Below are 16,389 nucleotides of genomic sequence, written 5' to 3'. Positions count from 1 at the left end.
GAGGGCTTGGCAAACCGGGGGCGTCCATGTACTTGAGCTTACTTGAAGCGGGCCCTCCGGCAGGCCCTCCCGCAGGCGGGAGGGCCTGCCTTCACGCCGCGACGGGCTGGCGCGCGAGGAGCGCGGCGACGGCCTTGCGGTCGACCTTGCCGACGCTGTTTTCCGGGAGCGCCGCCACGAAGTGGACCGCATGGGGGCGGTAGATCCGGGGCAGCCGCGCCGCCACCGCCTGGAGGATGGCTTCCTCGCCTGGCTGCCGGGGGCCGGTCGCCACCACGAAGGCCACCGGCACTTCGCCCAGGTCCGCATCCGCCTGTCCAACCACGCAACATGCGGCGACGTCGGGATGGGCGGCGATTGCGTTTTCGATCAGTACCGGCGACAGGTTCTCGCCGCCGCGGATGATCACTTCCTTGATGCGGCCGGTAATCGACAGATAGCCGTCGCCATCGAAGCGGCCGAGGTCGCCCGTGCGCAGCAGGCCGTCCTGCACCGCCCGGTCCGCAGCCTGCGGATCCGCGCCAAGGTAGCCGGCCATCACGCTGTCGCCGCCCACGCAGACTTCTCCCTCCTGCCCGGCGGGTACCGGCTGCCCGTTCGCACCGATCAGGACGACCGTCTGCCCGGCCAGGACCGTGCCGACCGTCCCGATCTTGCGTCCGCCAACGGGATTCATGGTGCTGGTGCAGGTTGCTTCCGACAGGCCGTACGACACCAGCAGTTCGCATCCGAGCCTGGCTTCCACGCGCTGGTGCAGGTCGGCCGTGATCGGCGCCGAGCCGCAGCGGGCAAAGCGTAGCGCGGCCAGGCTGGCGGCAGAGAACGGCAATTCCAGCATGCGGGCGTACATGGTAGGCACCCCCGTGATGATCGTGGGCCTGTAGGTCTCCAGCAGGGCGGGCATGTCGTCGGCCTTGAAGCGTCCGGCCAGGATGACCGTCACGCCGTACAGGAAAGGCGTGAACAGCTGGTTGTTGACCGCGTTGGTGTGATGCAGCGGCATCACGTGCAGCAGGCGGTCGTCAGGAGCGAGTCCCGTATGCCGGGCCACACCCCTGGCGTTGTTCAGGATGTTGCGGTGCGTGAGCAGGACGCCCTTGGGCTTGCCGGTGCTGCCGGAGGTAAACAGCAGCAGGGCGGGGCAGTCGCCTGCCGCCTCTTCATCCCACCAGGAGCGGCCTTGATCGAGCACCTGCCGGATGCCGAGCACCTGCCCGGGCGCGGCCAGCACGCCCAGGAGTTCGGGCTGGCGTGCGGCGTCGGCCAGCAGCCAGCGGATGCCGACCGAGAGCACGCGCTCCTGTACCTGCCCGGGCGACAGGCGCGGCTCCAGCGGGCAGGGGCAGGCGCCGGCGCAGATGCAGCCGAGCATGGCCACGACGGCGTCGAGCGAACGTTCGAGATCCAGTCCGACCAGGTCGCCGCGCCGTACGCCCAGCGCATGCAGCCCGCCGGCGAAGTCGCCGACCCGCCTGTGCAGTTCGGCATAAGTCAGGCTGCCCTGGGCGCCGATCAGGGCGGTGCGGCTGGCGACATCAGGCTGGGCCCAGGCGCTGCGCCAGGCCAGGGAAAGGGAAGTGGAAGTCTGGTCCATGATTCACCTCAGCGTGATGGCGGCGTCGCGTTCGAACTGGCCCGCCGGATCGAGTGCGGCAAGCGCGGCCCGCTCTCGCTCGGTAGGCGGCGGCGTCGGTGCGGCGCCGGTGGCATCGAAGCTGAAGCCGGTGCGGTCGCGTATCTCGGCCAGGCTCGATTCCGGGTGCCAGGACTGCAGCGCAAGGTGGCCCTCGCGCAGTACGAAGACCGCGATTGGGGTGACGATGCCATGCATGCCGCCCGCGGAGGTCACGAAGTCGAGTCTGGAGACCAGGGTGCGGCGCGAATGCTCGGTGCGCCAGGTGACCGCGCGCCTGGCGGTGGGCAGCATCACCGCGCCGCCGCCGCCGCCGGGGAGCCGCACCTTGGGCTGGTGCCAGTCGCCGATGCAGGAATTGTTCACGCAACCGGCGCCATCGATCTGCGCGGCGCCGAGGAAGGTCAGGTCCATGCGCCCGCGGGTGCACAGGTCGTAGAAATCCTCGTTGGCGAAGATCGCCGGCGAGCCCTTGGCCAGTACCGGATCGGAGCTCGACAAGGGGATGGCGTCCACCTCCGGATCGACCCCGCCCGCGACGTTGATGTAGATGAAGTCCCAGTCATACGCGCGCTTGGCCATCAGGCAGCCAAGCATGGGCAAGGTGGAGTTGACGCCGCTGAAGGTGATCTCGTCGGGGCGAATGAAGCGCGCGAGGTTGGTGACGATATAGGAAAACGGACTCCATTGCTCAGACATGGGTGGGCTCCTTCGCTTCGGGGGCGTTGTCGATGTGTTCCTGCATCCCGGCCTGGTCGGAGGCGACATAGCGTTCCACCGCCGGGTAGTCGATTTCGTAGTGGGGCCAGCAGGATCCTGGCCACGCGCCATTGGGAACGACGGCGAAGGCCTCCACCATGAAATAGGGGACGACTGTCATTTCCGGCTGCGCCTTGAAGGTCTCGGTCGAGACCACGCGTTCGGCGACGACCAGCACGCTCTTCGCGGCGCGGCTCATGATTCGGTCCCAGTTGTAGGTTCCGTAGATGCGCACATTACCTGCAGAATCTACCTCGCTGGCATGGATGACCGCGAAGTCGGGCTGGATCGCGGGGATGACCCAGGTTTTCTCGCCGCTCCCATACGGGTCGTCGATGCAGTGCCAGCCGTTCAGCGGCGGGATGTCGCTGCCGTGCAGTCCGCCGCAAGGCTGGAACGGGACGCCAAACGCCGCCGCGCGCAGTCCGGCGGTCAGGCTCATGCAGGCGTGTTCTTCCAGTTCGATCTGCCCGGTTTCCACTGCCCGGCGGTAGCCCTGTGCCAGGCCGAAGTTGCCTTCCATGGCGACGATGCCGGCGCGTAGCTTGCGAACGGCCCCGGCGCGGCACAGGATGTCGATATCGTATCCAGGCGACTGCTTGATGATCTCGAGCTCGCGCTTGCCCTGGCGGATCAGTTCGCGTACGAAGGAAAACGGCCCGCGGTGCAGGAAGCTGCCGCCCAGGGCCAGTGAGGATCCATCTGGAACGCGACTGACCATCTCCGCGAGCGAAATCTGCTTTGACTTGCTGATGTAACCGGAACTCATCTCATGTCTCCAATGGTGGATCGTCCGAAAAATCCGTCTGCGCCGTGCGCCGTGCGCTACACCGCGCCTCGGGGGCGGCGCATCGTCATGCCGTTTTCCTGAAGTAGCCGTCGCGATAGCCCATGGCCCGCGAAACCTCCGCCGCATACTTGCGCACCAGCGGCGCCAGTTCTTCCATCCGGGCCGGGGTCAGGCGCTCCATCGGGCCCGAGATGCCCAGCGCAGCGACTGGCTGGTCCATCGCGTCGAAGATGGCGACGGCCACGCCGCCGACGCTCTCGCGCCACTCGCCGCAGTTGAGCGCGTAACCCAGGCGGGTGATCTTCTGCATTTCGTCCTTCAGCGCGGGCAGCGACGCCAGGGTCGCCGGCGTGTGGCGCTGGATGGCCGACTCGTAGCGCGCCAGGTATCCGTCCGGCTGCACCGCCAGCAAGGCCTTGCCGGTCGCCACCGCGTAGGCCGGCGCGCGTCCGCCGATCGCGGTGTAGGACCTGATCGGCTGGGGGCTGTCGATCTTGTCGAGGTAGATGACATCGATCCCGTCCAGGACCGAAAGATGCACGGTCTCGCCAGTCTGTTCGGCCAGCAGCCGCATGAACGGCGGCGCATACTTGCGGACATCGAAGCGGGCGACCTGGCGCGCACCGAGTTCGAACAGGCGCAGCGTACTGCGATAGTTACCGCTCATCTCATCCCTGACGACATAGCCTGCGTGCGCCAGGGTCTGCAAGGTGCGGTGCACATTGCTGCGTGTGAGCTGCAGCTGTGCGGCGAGCTCGTCGATGGTCCGCGGAGGACCATCGTTCCCGGCGACCGCTTCCAGTACCGCCAGGCCCTTCAATAATGTCTTGTCCATCGAGGCTCCCTGAAAAGTCGGGACTATAACTGTTCGCGGCGCGCATGGGCGGCCGCGACAGCGAGGTTCCCGCTTCCACTACCGGCCGAAAACATCCGGTCGGCGCCGCTTGTCTTTTTTGCTTGACCCTAGTATGCCTACCGTGCCATGATTTGTAAACCAAAAATTGGGATTTAAATCCTATATGTTGGGACAAGACGAATCGCAGCCTGATTGCGGCGACGCAGCCGGTGCGCGATTCAAGGAGAATGGGGCGACCACACGGAGAATGGTGGCGCCGGAAACCGGATGCGCCGACAGCACAAGCAAGCAGGTAGGTGTACGGCGTTGAATACTTCAGGAGACAGCCATGAAACAACCCTTCGTACCCGTAGCGGCAGCAGTGGCAGTGGCATTGTGCGCGGCCTTGCCGGCGCAGGCGGAATCGTATCCATCCAGGCCGATCACGATCATCGTGCCCTTCGCCCCGGGCGGCGGCACCGACATCATCACGCGCATCGTCGCCCAGCAACTGTCGGAGCGGCTCAAGCAGCCGGTGGTGGTCGAAAACAAGGCAGGGGCCGGCGGCAACATCGGCGCCGACTATGTCGCCCGGGCGAAGAATGATGGCTACACCATCCTGGCCGGCGCCGTGGTCGCGCATGCCGTCAACATGACGCTGCAGAGCGCGACCATCCGCTACGATCTCGAGAAGAGCTTCACGCCGATCACCTACCTGAGCTCGATGCCGGTCACGCTGGTCGTCAACAAATCCTTGCCGGTCAAGTCGGCCAGCGAGTTCATCGAGTATGTCCGGCAGCGCCCGGGGCAGATCGCCTACGCGTCGGCGGGTGTCGGCTCCACCCAGCATCTGGCGGGAGAATATTTCCAGCAGCTGACTGGAACCAAGATGATGCATGTCAGCTACAAGGGAAGCGGCCCCGCCATCACCGACGTCGTGTCGGGGCAGGTGCCGGTCACCTTCGAGGTCGGCGCCGTGGTATATCCGCAGCTTAAGTCGGGCAAGCTGACGCCATTGATGACGGCGCGGAAGGAGCGGACGCCGGCGATGAAGGATGTCCCGACGGCCAGCGAGATCGGCATCAACGGTTTCGAGGTCGCGACGATCTATGGGCTGCTTGCACCTGCCGGCACCCCCGCGCCCGTCATCGACCGCCTGAACAAGGAAGTCGCCCAGATTCTTCAACTGCCGGAGGTCAGGCAGAAGTTCGCGGAGCAGGGGGCGGACCCCATCTATACCACCCCGGCCGAGACCGCCGAGCGCGTCCGCACGGAAATCGCGCGCTGGGCGAGCGTGGTGAAAACCGCCGGCATGAGCACGCAATGATGTGAGAAGGGGGCGCGCCCCTCGAACCGGGCCGGAGGGACGGGGTCGACGCCCGTCCCCGCCCATGCGCACCTCTATTCCGTCGCCCCGGCCTCCTGTGCCAGCGCGGCGTATTCGTCCTGCCCTTTGGCATGGTCGAAGACCTGGCCGGTCAGCGAGGGCGCATTGTGTTCCCGCTGCCGGGCCGCCTGCTCGTCGTAGAAGAAGGGCAGGAACGCATAGCGCGCACCCGAGGTGACGGGCGTCGCCTCGTGCAGCAGCGAGCACGAGAACACGACGGCGCCTCCGCTGGGAGCACGGTAGCTGCGCCGGCCGAACTCGGGAAAGCGCAAGTCGCCTCCCGTATAGTCCTCGGCATTCAGGTTGATCGTGCAGGCGAAGCGCCGGTGTGCGGTGCCGGGCGTGGTGTTGTCCTTGTGCGGGCGGAAGAAGCCTCCTTCATCGCTGTCGTAGCGGGCCACGATGTAGCGTTCCATCCGGGTGACCTCGAACTGGAAGGCGCGCTTGATCTCCGGCAGCAGGCGCCGGCGCAGGCGCGCCAGGATCGCTTCCCTGAGCGGGGCCAGTTCCGGACGCTTCTCGAATTCGAAGTCGTCGCGCCGCTTGAAGCGGTGTTCTCGTACCTCCACGGTTTTCCCGTCGACCTCGCGCATGAAGCCGGATTCCCTGCCGCCATATTGCTCGTACACGGCGATGAGCTCCCGGCACAGGTCGGCCTCGAATACACGGGGCAGGATGAGCACCGGCGCGTGCATGGCCGTGCCGGCGTGTTCGGCGACGGGAGGGAGGCGCTGGAGGGTGTCCCCGAGCACCTTGTTGTGATGTTCCGCGGGCAGGAGGGGGATGCTGGCGATTACCCGCAGCATCGGATCCAGCACCAGGGTAAAGGGCCGGTACAGCGTCGTCGAGGCGGGGCCCGAGGCGAGGGCCCCGTACTGCCTGCTCACCTTGCGGTCGAGATCCCGGAAATAGCGGATCCCGGGGATCATGTCCCGCAAGCGGCCGAGCGCTTCGTCGTTCGGGTCGATGGATACCCCGAAGAAGCTGAGATGGCTGTCGTCGAACAGGGCGCGGCGCTCCTCGACATACCTGAGCACCTGGCGGGTGTCGTCCTGGGCCGCGCTGCCGAGGAAACTCAGGACGACATAGCGGCCGGCAGCCGTATAGAAGGCATAGCGCGGATTGCTCGCGGTGCGCGCCGCGAATGCAGGTATCGGATCGCCTGGCAGCCACATGGTCAGCTCATGGGAGTGGGAAATGGTTGCAATAATTTTAATGGATTGACTGCTTGTCGGCCAGTGTCGATCTCGTTTCTTTCATGTTGACAAGAGTGATCGGCCTGTGGTTTTTTCACGCCCGCGGCCCGACACCATGAACCTTCGCGGCGCCGGCGGGATTAACCGGGTGTCTTGTCAACGGCCGTCGGCCATGAGGAAGGACGCATCATGAAACTTCGCACGATCCCCCGCATGTTGATCCAGGCAGTGGCCGGCATCGCCGCCGCTGCCGCGTATGCCCAGACGTCGGCGCCGCCACCTGTCCCCCTGGCCGACCCGATACCGGCCCTGATTTCGCAAAGCCAGGTCAAGCTTGACCTGGAGCCGGTCATGTCCGGCCTGGTCTCTCCGGTCGCCGCGGCCGTCGCGCCGGGCGATCGCCGGCATCTCTACGTGGCCGACCAGACCGGCCAGCTCTGGCGCGTTCCCATCGCTGGCCGCGATGACGACGACAGGGACGACCACGACCACGACGATGACGACAGGGACGATGACCACAAGGGCAGGGACCACAGGGACAAGGACAGGGATCACAAGGACAGGGATCACAAGGACAGGGACAGGGATCATCGGGACAAGGACAAGGAGCATCGGGGCGATTACCATAAGGGGGACGACCGCAAGGGCGATGGCCGCAAGGACGATGACCGCAAAGGCGACCATGACGGCGCCTCGCGGCAACCCAGGCTGTTCCTCGACGTGAGCAGCCTGCTGGTCCCGCTGGGCCTGGGGGAAAGGAGATTCGACGAGCGCGGCCTGCTGGGGATCGCCTTCCATCCGCAATTCAAGTACAACGGCCTGTTCTATACCTTCACCTCGCAGCCGGTGAAGGGCAAGGCCGACTTCAGCACGATGCCGCAGGGCGTGGCGCCGAACTGCCACAGCGTGATCACCGAGTGGCGGGTCAAGCATCCGGGCAAGCGCAACAGCGAGGTCGACCTGGCGAGTGCGCGCGAGCTGTTGCGGATCGACAAGCCCCAGTTCAACCACAACGGCGGCGCGATCGCCTTCGGCCATGACCAGATGCTCTACATCTCGGTCGGCGATGGCGGCGCCGCCGACGATGAAGGCATGGGCCACGTCGCCGGCGGCAATGCGCAGAGCCTGGCGCCGGGGAACGTGCTCGGCAAGATATTGCGCCTCGACCCGCTCGGGCGCAATTCGGCCAACGGCAAGTACGGGATCCCGCCCGACAATCCCTTCGTCGGCAAGATGGGCGCGGACGAGATCTTCGCCTATGGCTTCCGCAACCCGTTCCGCATGTCCTTCGACCCGTACGGCCGCCTGATCGTGGGCGACGTCGGCCAGAATGCGATCGAGGAAGTCGATATCGTGATGGCGGGCGGGAACTATGGCTGGCGCATCAAGGAAGGCACTTTCCTGTTCAATACCGCCGGACCGAACGCCCCGGGCTTCGTGTTCGAGAACAGTCCGGGCCTGCCGCCCAACCTGGTCGATCCGATCGCCCAGTACGACCACGCGGACGGTCCGGGCCAGGATCCGAAACGTGTCGCCGTCATCGGCGGCTACGTCTACCGCGGCCACAAGCTGGACCAGCTGCGCGGCCAGTACGTGTTCGGCGACTACTCGGGCTCGGGCGGGGCGACGCCGAATGGCCACCTGTTCGTCCTGGGCAGGAACAACCGGGTCGAGCATGTCGTCCCGACCCGGCCGAATCCGTTCACCCTGGCGGTGCTCGGTTTCGGCCAGGACGCCCGCGGCGAGCTGTACCTGCTGGCCAACGGCACCGGCACACTGCTCGGCAAGACCGGCGTGGTCATGAAGTTCGTGCCCGCGAAGCGGCACTGAGGCCGTCCCCGGACGGGCGCCTGGCGTGGGGGCCGGGCGCCCGCCCGCAACGCCGCGTGTCAGGCCGGCGTCAGCAGCGAGGAGACGTACAGGAGCAGCTTGTCCTCGCTGCATGCCAGGTCGAGGCCGGTCAATTCGCCGATGCGGCGCAGGCGGTAGTCCAGCGTGTTGCGGTGAATGCCGAGCGCCTGGGCGGTGGCGGCCGAATTCTCGTCGTGCGCGAACCACAGGTCCAGCGTCGTGCGCAGCATGTTGCGGCTCTTGTCGTGCGCCAGCCTGGCGATCGGCAGGCGCAGCTGGTCCGCCTGCCAGCCGGTATCCAGGCCCGACAGCAGCACCGGCAAGGCCAGGTCGTAATAGCTGAACACCTGCTGGCGCGGGTCGCGCCTGCGCCCGAGCCGGGCCGCGGTCCTGGCGCTCTGGTACGAGATGGCGGCGCCTTCGATGCCCGGCAGGGCGATGCCCATCGATAGCGTGAAGGGCAGCTCGCACTCTTCGCGGAACAGGTTCGACAGCGCCTGCAGGCGCCGCTGCGGCATGGCGTCGGGGCCTTTCCTGGCGGGCTCCCAGGCCTCGAGCAGCACCATTTCGCAGGGACCGACGGTGGCCGTGAGCGCGTTCTCGCGGCGCGCCAGTACGCGCATCTGCAGCCGCTGGATCTCGCTCAGGGCGCGACCGCTGTCTTCCTGCTCCAGCTGCAGCTCCAGCAGGAAGGCCTGCTGCATGCGTTCGAAACCGACGCCCAGGCGCCGGGACCAGGCTTCGAGTTCCGGCCGCGCCGCCGGTTCGTAGCGGATCAAGTTCAGCACGAAGGCTTCGCGGTAGCGCGCATTGCCTTGCAGCTCCTGGGTCAGGGCCGCCTGTTCCAGGATCATCTCGGCCGTCAGGCGGACCAGTTCGCCGAACTGGCGAACCTCGTCGGGAACGCCGCTCAGTCCAACCGCGCCGCAGATCTGGCCGTCGACGCTCAGCGGCAGGTTGATGCCGGGCTGGGCGCCATGCAGCTTGCGGGCCGAGGCGGCGTCGATTTCGACGGTCAGCTTCTTCGCCAGCGCGAGCAGGGCGCCCGCATGCACTTCGCCGACCCGGCCCTGGTTGCCGCTGGCCAGGATCACGCCATGCGCGTCCATCACGTTGACGTTGAACGGAATGATGCGCATCGTGCGGGTGACGATTTCCTGCGCGAGGCCGCTGTCGAGTATGTGCATGGGGCGTGACTTGTGCGAGATGGGGCGAACCGGGCGTGGGCCCGGGTTGCGCCGAATTTGTTGTGATTATGCACAAAATCCCGGGCCGCCGGGCAGGCCCGGGCCTGCCCGGCGGCCGCGGCGCCTGCTGGCGGTAGCGCCTGGTCACCGGAATTTTCCCTGCAATTTGTGCAAATGCACAAAAAATGCCCGCCAATCGATGCCGCGCTTAGTGCGCCTGGCCGAGGTCCGATTGCCTCCATTTGGCCGATAATCGCAGACGTTCATGCATTGGAAACACGGAGACACAATGAGCAACACTTCAGGCACCGCCGGCATCCAGGCGGTGGAACATACCTCGGACCTGCTGGAGGGGGCTTATCGCAAGGCCACCTGGCGGCTGATCCCCTTCATCTTCATCTGCTACCTCTTCAACTACCTGGACCGGGTCAACGTCGGCTTCGCCAAGCTGGAGATGCTCGACGCGCTCAAGCTCAGCGAAACCGTGTACGGGCTCGGCGCCGGCATCTTCTTCATCGGCTATGTCACGTTCGGGGTGCCGAGCAACCTGATCCTGCACCGGCTCGGCGCGCGGCGCTGGATCGCCGTGATGATGGTCGTGTGGGGCTCGCTGTCGGCCGCCATGCTGTTCGTCACCACGCCCACCGAATTCTATGTGCTGCGCTTCTTTACCGGCCTGGCCGAAGCCGGCTTCTTCCCCGGCATGGTCCTGTACTTCACCAAATGGTTCCCCGCACAGAAGCGCGGCCATGTGATGGCGCTGTTCATGTCGGCCATTCCGGTGTCGGGCCTGATCGGCGGTCCCTTGTCGGGCTGGATGCTGAGCCATTTCTCGGCCGGGCAGGGCGGCATGGCCGGCTGGCAGTGGCTGTTCCTGCTGCAGGGCCTGCCGACCGTCCTGCTGGGCGTCGCCGTCCTGTTCTACCTGAACGACAGCCTGGCCCAGGCCAGCTGGCTCTCGAACGAGGAGAAGGCGGCGATGCAGCAGGCGCTCGACCGCGACGAGCAGCAGCGCGCCTCGGGCAGCCACGCGGTGCATTCGTTCGGCCAGGTGCTGCGCGACTGGCACGTGTGGATGCTGGGTATCATCTACTTCAGCATCCAGATGGGCGTGTATGCCATTAACTTCTGGCTCCCCTCGATCATCAAGGCGCTCGGCTTCCAGAGCGCGACCACGGTCGGCTGGCTGAGCGCCATTCCCTACCTGTTCGCGGGCGTGTTCATGGTGGTGGTGGGCCGTTCGGCCGACCGCCGGCGCGAGCGCCGCTGGCACCTGTCGGTGCCGATGCTGATGGCGCTGGCGGGCCTGCTGCTGGCCGCCAATTTCTCCGACAACGCGACGATTGTGATCGTGGGCCTGAGCTTCGCCACGATGGGTGCGCTGACCGGCCTGCCGATGTTCTGGCCCCTGCCCGCCGCCTTCCTCGGCAGCGCGGCGGCGGCAGGCGGGCTGGCCCTGATCAACTCGCTGGGACAGGTGGCCGGCTTCGTCAGCCCCTTCCTGGTGGGCTGGATCAAGGACATGACCGGCAGCACCGATGTAGCGCTGTATATCCTGTCGAGCGTCCTGTTCGTCGGCGCCATGCTGGTGCTGATCGTGCCGGCGCGCCTGGTCAACCGCTGACAAGAGAGAGAGAGCCCGCATGAAAATCGTGATCGCACCGGATTCGTTCAAGGAAAGCCTGTCCGCGATGGAAGTCGCGGACCAGATCGAGGCCGGCTTCCGCGAGATTTTCCCGGACGCCGACTACCTGAAGATCCCGGTGGCCGATGGCGGGGAAGGCACCGTCGAGGCCATGATCGCGGCCACCGGCGGCCGCCGCGTGGAGCTCGGCGCCACCGGGCCGCTGGGCCAGCCGGTGCAGGCCTTCTATGGGCTGACCGGCGGCGACCCGATCGCCGTCATCGAGATGGCCGCCGCCAGCGGCCTCGAACTGGTGCCGCCCGGGCAGCGCGACCCGCTGCTCACCACCAGCCGTGGCACCGGTGAGCTGATCCGCGCCGCGCTCGATGCCGGCGCGCGCCGCTTCATCCTGGGCGTCGGCGGCAGCGCCACCAACGACGGCGGGGCGGGCATGCTGCAGGCCCTCGGCGTCGGCCTGCTGGATGCGCAGGGCGCGCCACTGGGGCCGGGCGGCGGCGCACTGGCCAGGCTGGACCGCATCGACCTGGCGCAGTTCGACCCGCGCATCGGCGACTGCGTGTTCGACGTCGCCTGCGACGTCAGCAACCCGCTGGTCGGGCCGCGCGGCGCCTCGGCCGTGTTCGGGCCGCAGAAGGGCGCCAGCCCCGAGGTGGTCGACCAGCTCGACGCCAACCTGCGCCACTACGCGCGCATCGTCGCGCGCGACCTCGGGCAGGATGTGGCCGAGGTGCCCGGCGCCGGCGCCGGCGGCGGGATCGCCGCCGCCATGCTGGCCTTCCTGAATGGACGCCTGCGTCCCGGCAGCGAGATCGTCACCGACGCGGTCGGCCTCGACGCCGCGGTGCGGGATGCCGACCTGGTCATCACCGGCGAGGGACGCATCGACAGCCAGACCGTCAACGGCAAGACGCCGATCGGCGTGGCGCGCGTGGCGCAGCGGCACGGGAAGCCGGTGATCGCCATCGGCGGCTGCCTGGCGCCGGATGCGGCCGCGGTGCACGCGCACGGCATCGCGGCGACCTTCGGCACCGTCATGAAGGCGTGCACGGTCGCGGAAGCGCTGGCAGGGGCGGCATTCAACCTGCGTTCCGCCGCACGCAACATCGCGGCGGCGCTGAAGCTGGGTGCAGGGCTGGCGGGAGGCCGCCACTAGCGCACAGGGCCGCGTCGTGACCCGCCATTATTCTGTATCCTTTGCCATGGACATGCATGGCCCGACCACTCGAACGTGCTTTGAAGGAGGACGCGATGTTGACACAGAAGACCAGGGAAACGGTGAAAGCGACTGCACCCGTTCTCGCGGAGCATGGCTACGACATCATCAAGCATTTCTACCGCAGCATGCTGGATGCCCACCCGGAGCTGAAGAACGTTTTCAACATGCGGCACCAGGAACGCGGCCAGCAGCAGGAAGCCCTGGCGCGGGCGGTGTATGCCTACGCCGCCAACATCGACGATCCTTCCTGCCTGCAGGCGGTCCTCGAGGGCATCGCGAACAAGCATGTGAGCCTGGGCGTGCGTCCCGAGCAATATCCTATCGTCGGAGAGCACCTGCTCGGCGCCATCAAGGCGGTGCTGGGGGACGCGGCCACCGACGACATCATCTCGGCCTGGGCGCAAGCCTACGGCAACCTGGCCGACATCCTGATGGGACTCGAAAGCCAGTTGCAGGAGGCAACGGAGCGCGAGCAGGGCGGCTGGACCGGCTGGCGCGAGTTCGTGGTCGCCAGCAAGCAGCCGGAAAGCGAAGTGATCACCTCCTTCGTGCTGGAACCGGCGGACGGGCAGCCGGTGGTCAATTTCGAACCCGGCCAGTACATCAGCCTCGCGCTCCAGGTGCCCCGGCTGGGATTGCAGCAGATCCGCCAGTACAGCCTGTCGGATGCGCCGAACGGGCGCAGCTACCGCATCTCGGTCAAGCGCGAAGGCGGCGCGGATCCGGCGCAGCAAGGCTATGTGTCGACCTTGCTGCACGACCAGGTGCAGGTCGGCGACAAGATCAGGCTGGCGGCGCCCTACGGGAATTTCCATATCGACGTGCATGCCGCCACGCCGGTGGTCTTGATCAGCGGCGGCGTCGGGCTGACGCCGATGATCAGCATGCTCAACCGCGTGCTGGCCTCGCCGGATCGGGATATCGTGTTCGTGCATGGGGCCCGCAACAGCGCGGTGCACGCGATGAAGGATCACCTGCGCACGACGGCGGCGCGGCATCCGAACTTCAACGCCTTCGTGTTCTACAGCGAGCCGCTGCCCCAGGACCAGCCGGGCAGGGACTTCGACTTTCCGGGCCTGGTCGACATCGACAGGATCGCCGACGCCATCATGCTGCCCGACGCGGATTATTATATTTGCGGCCCGATCCCCTTCATGCGCCTGCAGCACGATGCACTCCTGGCGTGCGGCATCAGGGAGTCGAAGGTGCACTACGAGGTATTCGGGCCGGACCTGTTCGCGGAATAGTCCCCCCAGCTACACGACCTTGACGCCGATATCGCCGCGGAAGATCGCCATGTTCAGCTCGAAGTCGTCGACCACCCCGCCGGGCCTGCCGTCGACCAGGACGGAAATGGCCCGGCCTCCCTGTACCTGCTTCATTTCCTCGGACGACAGCGAACGCTCGCCTGTCGATGCCTGCGTGATCGCCAGATCCTTGATGATGACGGTTTTCATGATGCTGCTCCTTAAAGCGAATGAAAGGGAAGGGGTTGAGCTTGTGCTTGCGCTCACCATTGGCGATGCATGGAATGTGCCAGGATGACCCGGCGGGGAACAGGCTTGAACTCCGCTCTCCGCCGAATGGATGCTCATACTGGAACCAACAGATTCACGAGAGGCTAGTTGGGCGGCACCCAACTGAAAGAAGCGTCAGCTATCCGGCTTGATGTTCTTCGCCCTGATCAGTCGAGTCCACTTTGTCTGTTCGGCCCGGATGAAAGTGGCAAACCGCTCAGGCGTACCGCCGCCGTCTTCCGCGCCGAACTCCTCGAGTCTGGCAAGGACATCGGGCATGCCAAGCACCTTGTTCACGTCGCTGTTCATGCGCGCCACCATGGGTGCAGGCATCCCGGCAGGGCCTACCAGTCCAAACCAGATACTCGCATTGAAGCCCGGATAACCGGCTTCGGCCACGGTCGGCACATCGGCGAAGGCTTTCACCCGTTTGACGCCGGTCTGGGCGATGGCGCGCAGCTTGCCGCTCTTGATATAGGGCGCCGTCGTCGTCATGCCTTCGAATGCATATTCCACTTGCCCACCCATCAGGTCGACGATCAGCGGCGCCGCGCCCTTGTAGGGAACGTGCAGCGTCGAGGCGCCTGCGGTCTGTTCGAACAGGGCCAGGGCGAGATGCTGCGCCGAGCCGGCGCCCGAGGAACCGAAGGTCGCCCGGCCGGGGCTCTTCCTGCTTTCGGCAACGACAGCGGCCAGCGTCTTCGCGGGCAGGGCGCCGTTCGACACCAGCACCTGCGGCGTCTGCCCGACGAGGACGATCGGCGTGAAGTCGCGTTCCGCCGAGTATTGCAATTTCGGGTACAGGCCCGGTGCGATACCCAGGGCATTGATGTGACCCATCATGAGCGTGGTGCCGTCCGGAGCGGCCCGCGCTACCTCGGTGGCCGCAATGCGGCCCGCCGCTCCCGCCTTGTTGTCCACGATCACGGGCACGCCCCATGACTCACTGAGCTTGGTGGCCACGATGCGGGCCAGGACATCGGTACCGCCGCCTGCAGGAAAACCGACGACGATGCGTACGGCCCTGGTGGGCAAGGGGCTGTCGGCGCCGAATGCGGGAAGCGCGCATGCAGCGGACAAGGCTGCGAGGGCGGAAAGAAAGTAGCGGCGGTCCATGCTTGTCTCCTTGATGTGTTGTGATCCGGCGCTCAGGACACCGTGGTCCAGCGACCGTACTTGGCGACTTCTTTCTCGTCGAAGCCGAAGCCCAGGCCCGGCGCCTGGTGCAGCACCACGCGTCCCTCCCTGTGTTCCATCTGGCGATCGATCAAACGGCGGAAATTCAGCACTTGGTCGTCCCAGAAGAACTCGACGTAGCGCGCATTCGGCGTGGCGGCGACCAGCGCCGCATGCACGTCGTGGAACCAGTGCGGGCAGACCTGGACGCCATAGCCGGCAGCCATGGCGGCGATGCGTTTCCACTCCGTGATGCCGCCGCACACGGCCGCATCGGTCTGCAGGATGGCGGCAGCGCCCATGTCCAGCAGTTGCTTGTGGTACCAGCGGCCGTAACCGATCTCGGCGGTGGCCACGGGAATGCGGGTGAGCCTGGCCAGGCGTGCGTGGCTTTCGATGTCATCCGGGCCGAACGGCTCTTCGATGAAATAGGGGGTGTACTGTTCGATGCGGCTCAGGTACTGCATGGCCTGGACCGTGTCGACCCAGCCGTTGTTACAGTCGAGCATCAGCTCGATCTCGGGGCCGATCGCCTCGCGCGCCGCCCGCACGCGTGCTTCTTCGCCCTGCGGCGACCAGCGGCCGGTCTTCATCTTGACGGCCTTGAAGCCGAGTTCCACATAGCTGGCCATCTCTTCGCCGAGCATCTCGGCGGTCTTTCCCTCGACGTAGTAGCCGCCGCTTGCATAGGCCGCCACGGTATCGGTTTCCACGGCGCCAAGGAATTTGTGCAGGGGCAGGCCGACGCTCTTCGCGTTCAAGTCCCAGAGGGCGATGTCGAGGGCGCTCAAGGCGCGCATCACGGTGCCCATGCGGCCTTGCAGCAAGGCTTCCTGGTACATGTCTTTCCACAAACCTTCGACAGCCAGCGACTCGCGGCCGATCAGTACCGGCCCCAGCAACTGTTCGACGGCCACGCGGAACAGTTCGCCGGCTTGATTGCCCACATAGCAGAAGCCGATCCCTTCGATGCCGTCGGTGCTGCGCACCTTGACCAGGCCGTAATGCCGGTCGGTCACGGTGCGGTTGGACAGATAGGTCACCTTGTCCAGCGGCACGCGGGCTGCACAGACTTCGATAGATTGGATGATCGGCATGGAATGTCTCCTGGTTGGATGGGGTGAGAGACATTGTGCATGCATCGAAACATCCGAAAAAGTGGGCATAGCCTATTTCAGATCACGTAAAATCCGTGTT

Annotated in this window: 14 protein-coding genes; 5 read left to right on the top strand and 9 right to left on the bottom strand. The window is 66.1% G+C overall.

Going from position 1 to position 16,389, the window contains the following annotated elements; all coding sequences use genetic code 11:
* Positions 1-91 precede the first annotated feature (91 nt).
* The 4 genes from H162_RS0120425 to H162_RS0120410 all read right to left on the bottom strand — a co-directional run bounded on the left by H162_RS0120425 (position 92) and on the right by H162_RS0120410 (position 4,017).
* A complete protein-coding gene (locus H162_RS0120425; RefSeq protein ID WP_020655354.1) occupies positions 92-1,594 on the bottom strand; it encodes a class I adenylate-forming enzyme family protein in 1,503 nt (500 codons plus the stop codon).
* 3 nt (positions 1,595-1,597) lie between these two features.
* Positions 1,598-2,332 carry a CoA-transferase subunit beta gene (locus H162_RS0120420; RefSeq protein WP_020655353.1) on the bottom strand — a complete coding sequence of 245 codons (735 nt, stop codon included), beginning with the start codon at positions 2,330-2,332 and terminating at the stop codon, positions 1,598-1,600.
* Positions 2,325-3,161 (bottom strand): CoA transferase subunit A, encoded by an 837-nt coding sequence (locus H162_RS0120415; RefSeq protein ID WP_020655352.1) that lies wholly within the window; start codon positions 3,159-3,161, stop codon positions 2,325-2,327. The genes H162_RS0120420 and H162_RS0120415 overlap by 8 nt, the downstream gene beginning before the upstream one ends.
* Before the next feature lie 85 nt (positions 3,162-3,246).
* Entirely contained in the window at positions 3,247-4,017 is a 771-nt protein-coding gene (locus H162_RS0120410; protein WP_026354885.1) for an IclR family transcriptional regulator, read from the bottom strand.
* Between the two features lie 349 nt (positions 4,018-4,366).
* Between H162_RS0120410 and H162_RS0120405 the strand changes: the two genes are divergently transcribed.
* Entirely contained in the window at positions 4,367-5,344 is a 978-nt protein-coding gene (locus H162_RS0120405) for a Bug family tripartite tricarboxylate transporter substrate binding protein (protein ID WP_026354884.1), read from the top strand.
* 74 nt (positions 5,345-5,418) lie between these two features.
* Here H162_RS0120405 and H162_RS31415 read toward each other — a convergent pair whose 3' ends face one another.
* Positions 5,419-6,579, bottom strand: coding sequence for a 2OG-Fe(II) oxygenase (locus tag H162_RS31415; protein WP_020655349.1), 1,161 nt, complete (start codon positions 6,577-6,579; stop codon positions 5,419-5,421).
* A gap of 234 nt (positions 6,580-6,813) precedes the next feature.
* On the opposite strand from H162_RS31415, the gene H162_RS31410 reads away from it, so the two are divergent.
* Positions 6,814-8,430, top strand: a complete 1,617-nt coding sequence (locus H162_RS31410; RefSeq protein WP_051109971.1) for a PQQ-dependent sugar dehydrogenase — start codon at positions 6,814-6,816, stop codon at positions 8,428-8,430.
* Positions 8,431-8,489: 59 nt separating this feature from the next.
* Here H162_RS31410 and H162_RS0120390 read toward each other — a convergent pair whose 3' ends face one another.
* Positions 8,490-9,638, bottom strand: coding sequence for a sugar diacid recognition domain-containing protein (locus tag H162_RS0120390; RefSeq protein ID WP_020655348.1), 1,149 nt, complete (start codon positions 9,636-9,638; stop codon positions 8,490-8,492).
* Positions 9,639-9,927: 289 nt separating this feature from the next.
* Between H162_RS0120390 and H162_RS0120385 the strand changes: the two genes are divergently transcribed.
* The 3 genes from H162_RS0120385 to hmpA all read left to right on the top strand — a co-directional run bounded on the left by H162_RS0120385 (position 9,928) and on the right by hmpA (position 13,746).
* On the top strand, positions 9,928-11,262 hold the full coding sequence (locus H162_RS0120385) for an MFS transporter (protein ID WP_020655347.1): 1,335 nt from the start codon (positions 9,928-9,930) through the stop codon (positions 11,260-11,262).
* Positions 11,263-11,281: 19 nt separating this feature from the next.
* Entirely contained in the window at positions 11,282-12,436 is a 1,155-nt protein-coding gene (locus tag H162_RS0120380) for a glycerate kinase (protein ID WP_020655346.1), read from the top strand.
* A gap of 95 nt (positions 12,437-12,531) precedes the next feature.
* Complete coding sequence (gene hmpA, locus H162_RS0120375) at positions 12,532-13,746, top strand: NO-inducible flavohemoprotein (RefSeq protein ID WP_020655345.1); 1,215 nt, start codon at positions 12,532-12,534, stop codon at positions 13,744-13,746.
* A gap of 9 nt (positions 13,747-13,755) precedes the next feature.
* On the opposite strand, the gene H162_RS0120370 is transcribed toward hmpA, so the two are convergent.
* The 3 genes from H162_RS0120370 to H162_RS0120360 all read right to left on the bottom strand — a co-directional run bounded on the left by H162_RS0120370 (position 13,756) and on the right by H162_RS0120360 (position 16,289).
* On the bottom strand, positions 13,756-13,956 hold the full coding sequence (locus tag H162_RS0120370) for a hypothetical protein (protein WP_020655344.1): 201 nt from the start codon (positions 13,954-13,956) through the stop codon (positions 13,756-13,758).
* Positions 13,957-14,151: 195 nt separating this feature from the next.
* The gene (locus H162_RS0120365) at positions 14,152-15,132 is read right to left on the bottom strand and encodes a Bug family tripartite tricarboxylate transporter substrate binding protein (protein ID WP_020655343.1); all 981 of its coding nucleotides are present in this window, start codon (positions 15,130-15,132) and stop codon (positions 14,152-14,154) included.
* 32 nt (positions 15,133-15,164) lie between these two features.
* A complete protein-coding gene (locus H162_RS0120360) occupies positions 15,165-16,289 on the bottom strand; it encodes a mandelate racemase/muconate lactonizing enzyme family protein (protein ID WP_020655342.1) in 1,125 nt (374 codons plus the stop codon).
* Positions 16,290-16,389: the final 100 nt, after the last annotated feature.

It is taken from the genome of Massilia niastensis DSM 21313 (assembly GCF_000382345.1).
Lineage (GTDB): Bacteria > Pseudomonadota > Gammaproteobacteria > Burkholderiales > Burkholderiaceae_D > Telluria > Telluria niastensis.
Note: the sequence above shows the minus strand (reverse complement) of the source record. Positions and strands in the feature narration are given on the sequence as shown.

Bases quoted from the DNA above. Each gene is read 5' to 3' on its own strand.
- H162_RS0120425 (WP_020655354.1), bottom strand. From the start codon at position 1,594: ATGGACCAGACTTCCACTTCCCTTTCCCTGGCCTGGCGCAGCGCCTGG.
- H162_RS0120420 (WP_020655353.1), bottom strand. From the start codon at position 2,332: ATGTCTGAGCAATGGAGTCCGTTTTCCTATATCGTCACCAACCTCGCG.
- H162_RS0120415 (WP_020655352.1), bottom strand. From the start codon at position 3,161: ATGAGTTCCGGTTACATCAGCAAGTCAAAGCAGATTTCGCTCGCGGAG.
- H162_RS0120410 (WP_026354885.1), bottom strand. From the start codon at position 4,017: ATGGACAAGACATTATTGAAGGGCCTGGCGGTACTGGAAGCGGTCGCC.
- H162_RS0120405 (WP_026354884.1), top strand. From the start codon at position 4,367: ATGAAACAACCCTTCGTACCCGTAGCGGCAGCAGTGGCAGTGGCATTG.
- H162_RS31415 (WP_020655349.1), bottom strand. From the start codon at position 6,579: ATGTGGCTGCCAGGCGATCCGATACCTGCATTCGCGGCGCGCACCGCG.
- H162_RS31410 (WP_051109971.1), top strand. From the start codon at position 6,814: ATGTTGATCCAGGCAGTGGCCGGCATCGCCGCCGCTGCCGCGTATGCC.
- H162_RS0120390 (WP_020655348.1), bottom strand. From the start codon at position 9,638: ATGCACATACTCGACAGCGGCCTCGCGCAGGAAATCGTCACCCGCACG.
- H162_RS0120385 (WP_020655347.1), top strand. From the start codon at position 9,928: ATGAGCAACACTTCAGGCACCGCCGGCATCCAGGCGGTGGAACATACC.
- H162_RS0120380 (WP_020655346.1), top strand. From the start codon at position 11,282: ATGAAAATCGTGATCGCACCGGATTCGTTCAAGGAAAGCCTGTCCGCG.
- hmpA (WP_020655345.1), top strand. From the start codon at position 12,532: ATGTTGACACAGAAGACCAGGGAAACGGTGAAAGCGACTGCACCCGTT.
- H162_RS0120370 (WP_020655344.1), bottom strand. From the start codon at position 13,956: ATGAAAACCGTCATCATCAAGGATCTGGCGATCACGCAGGCATCGACA.
- H162_RS0120365 (WP_020655343.1), bottom strand. From the start codon at position 15,132: ATGGACCGCCGCTACTTTCTTTCCGCCCTCGCAGCCTTGTCCGCTGCA.
- H162_RS0120360 (WP_020655342.1), bottom strand. From the start codon at position 16,289: ATGCCGATCATCCAATCTATCGAAGTCTGTGCAGCCCGCGTGCCGCTG.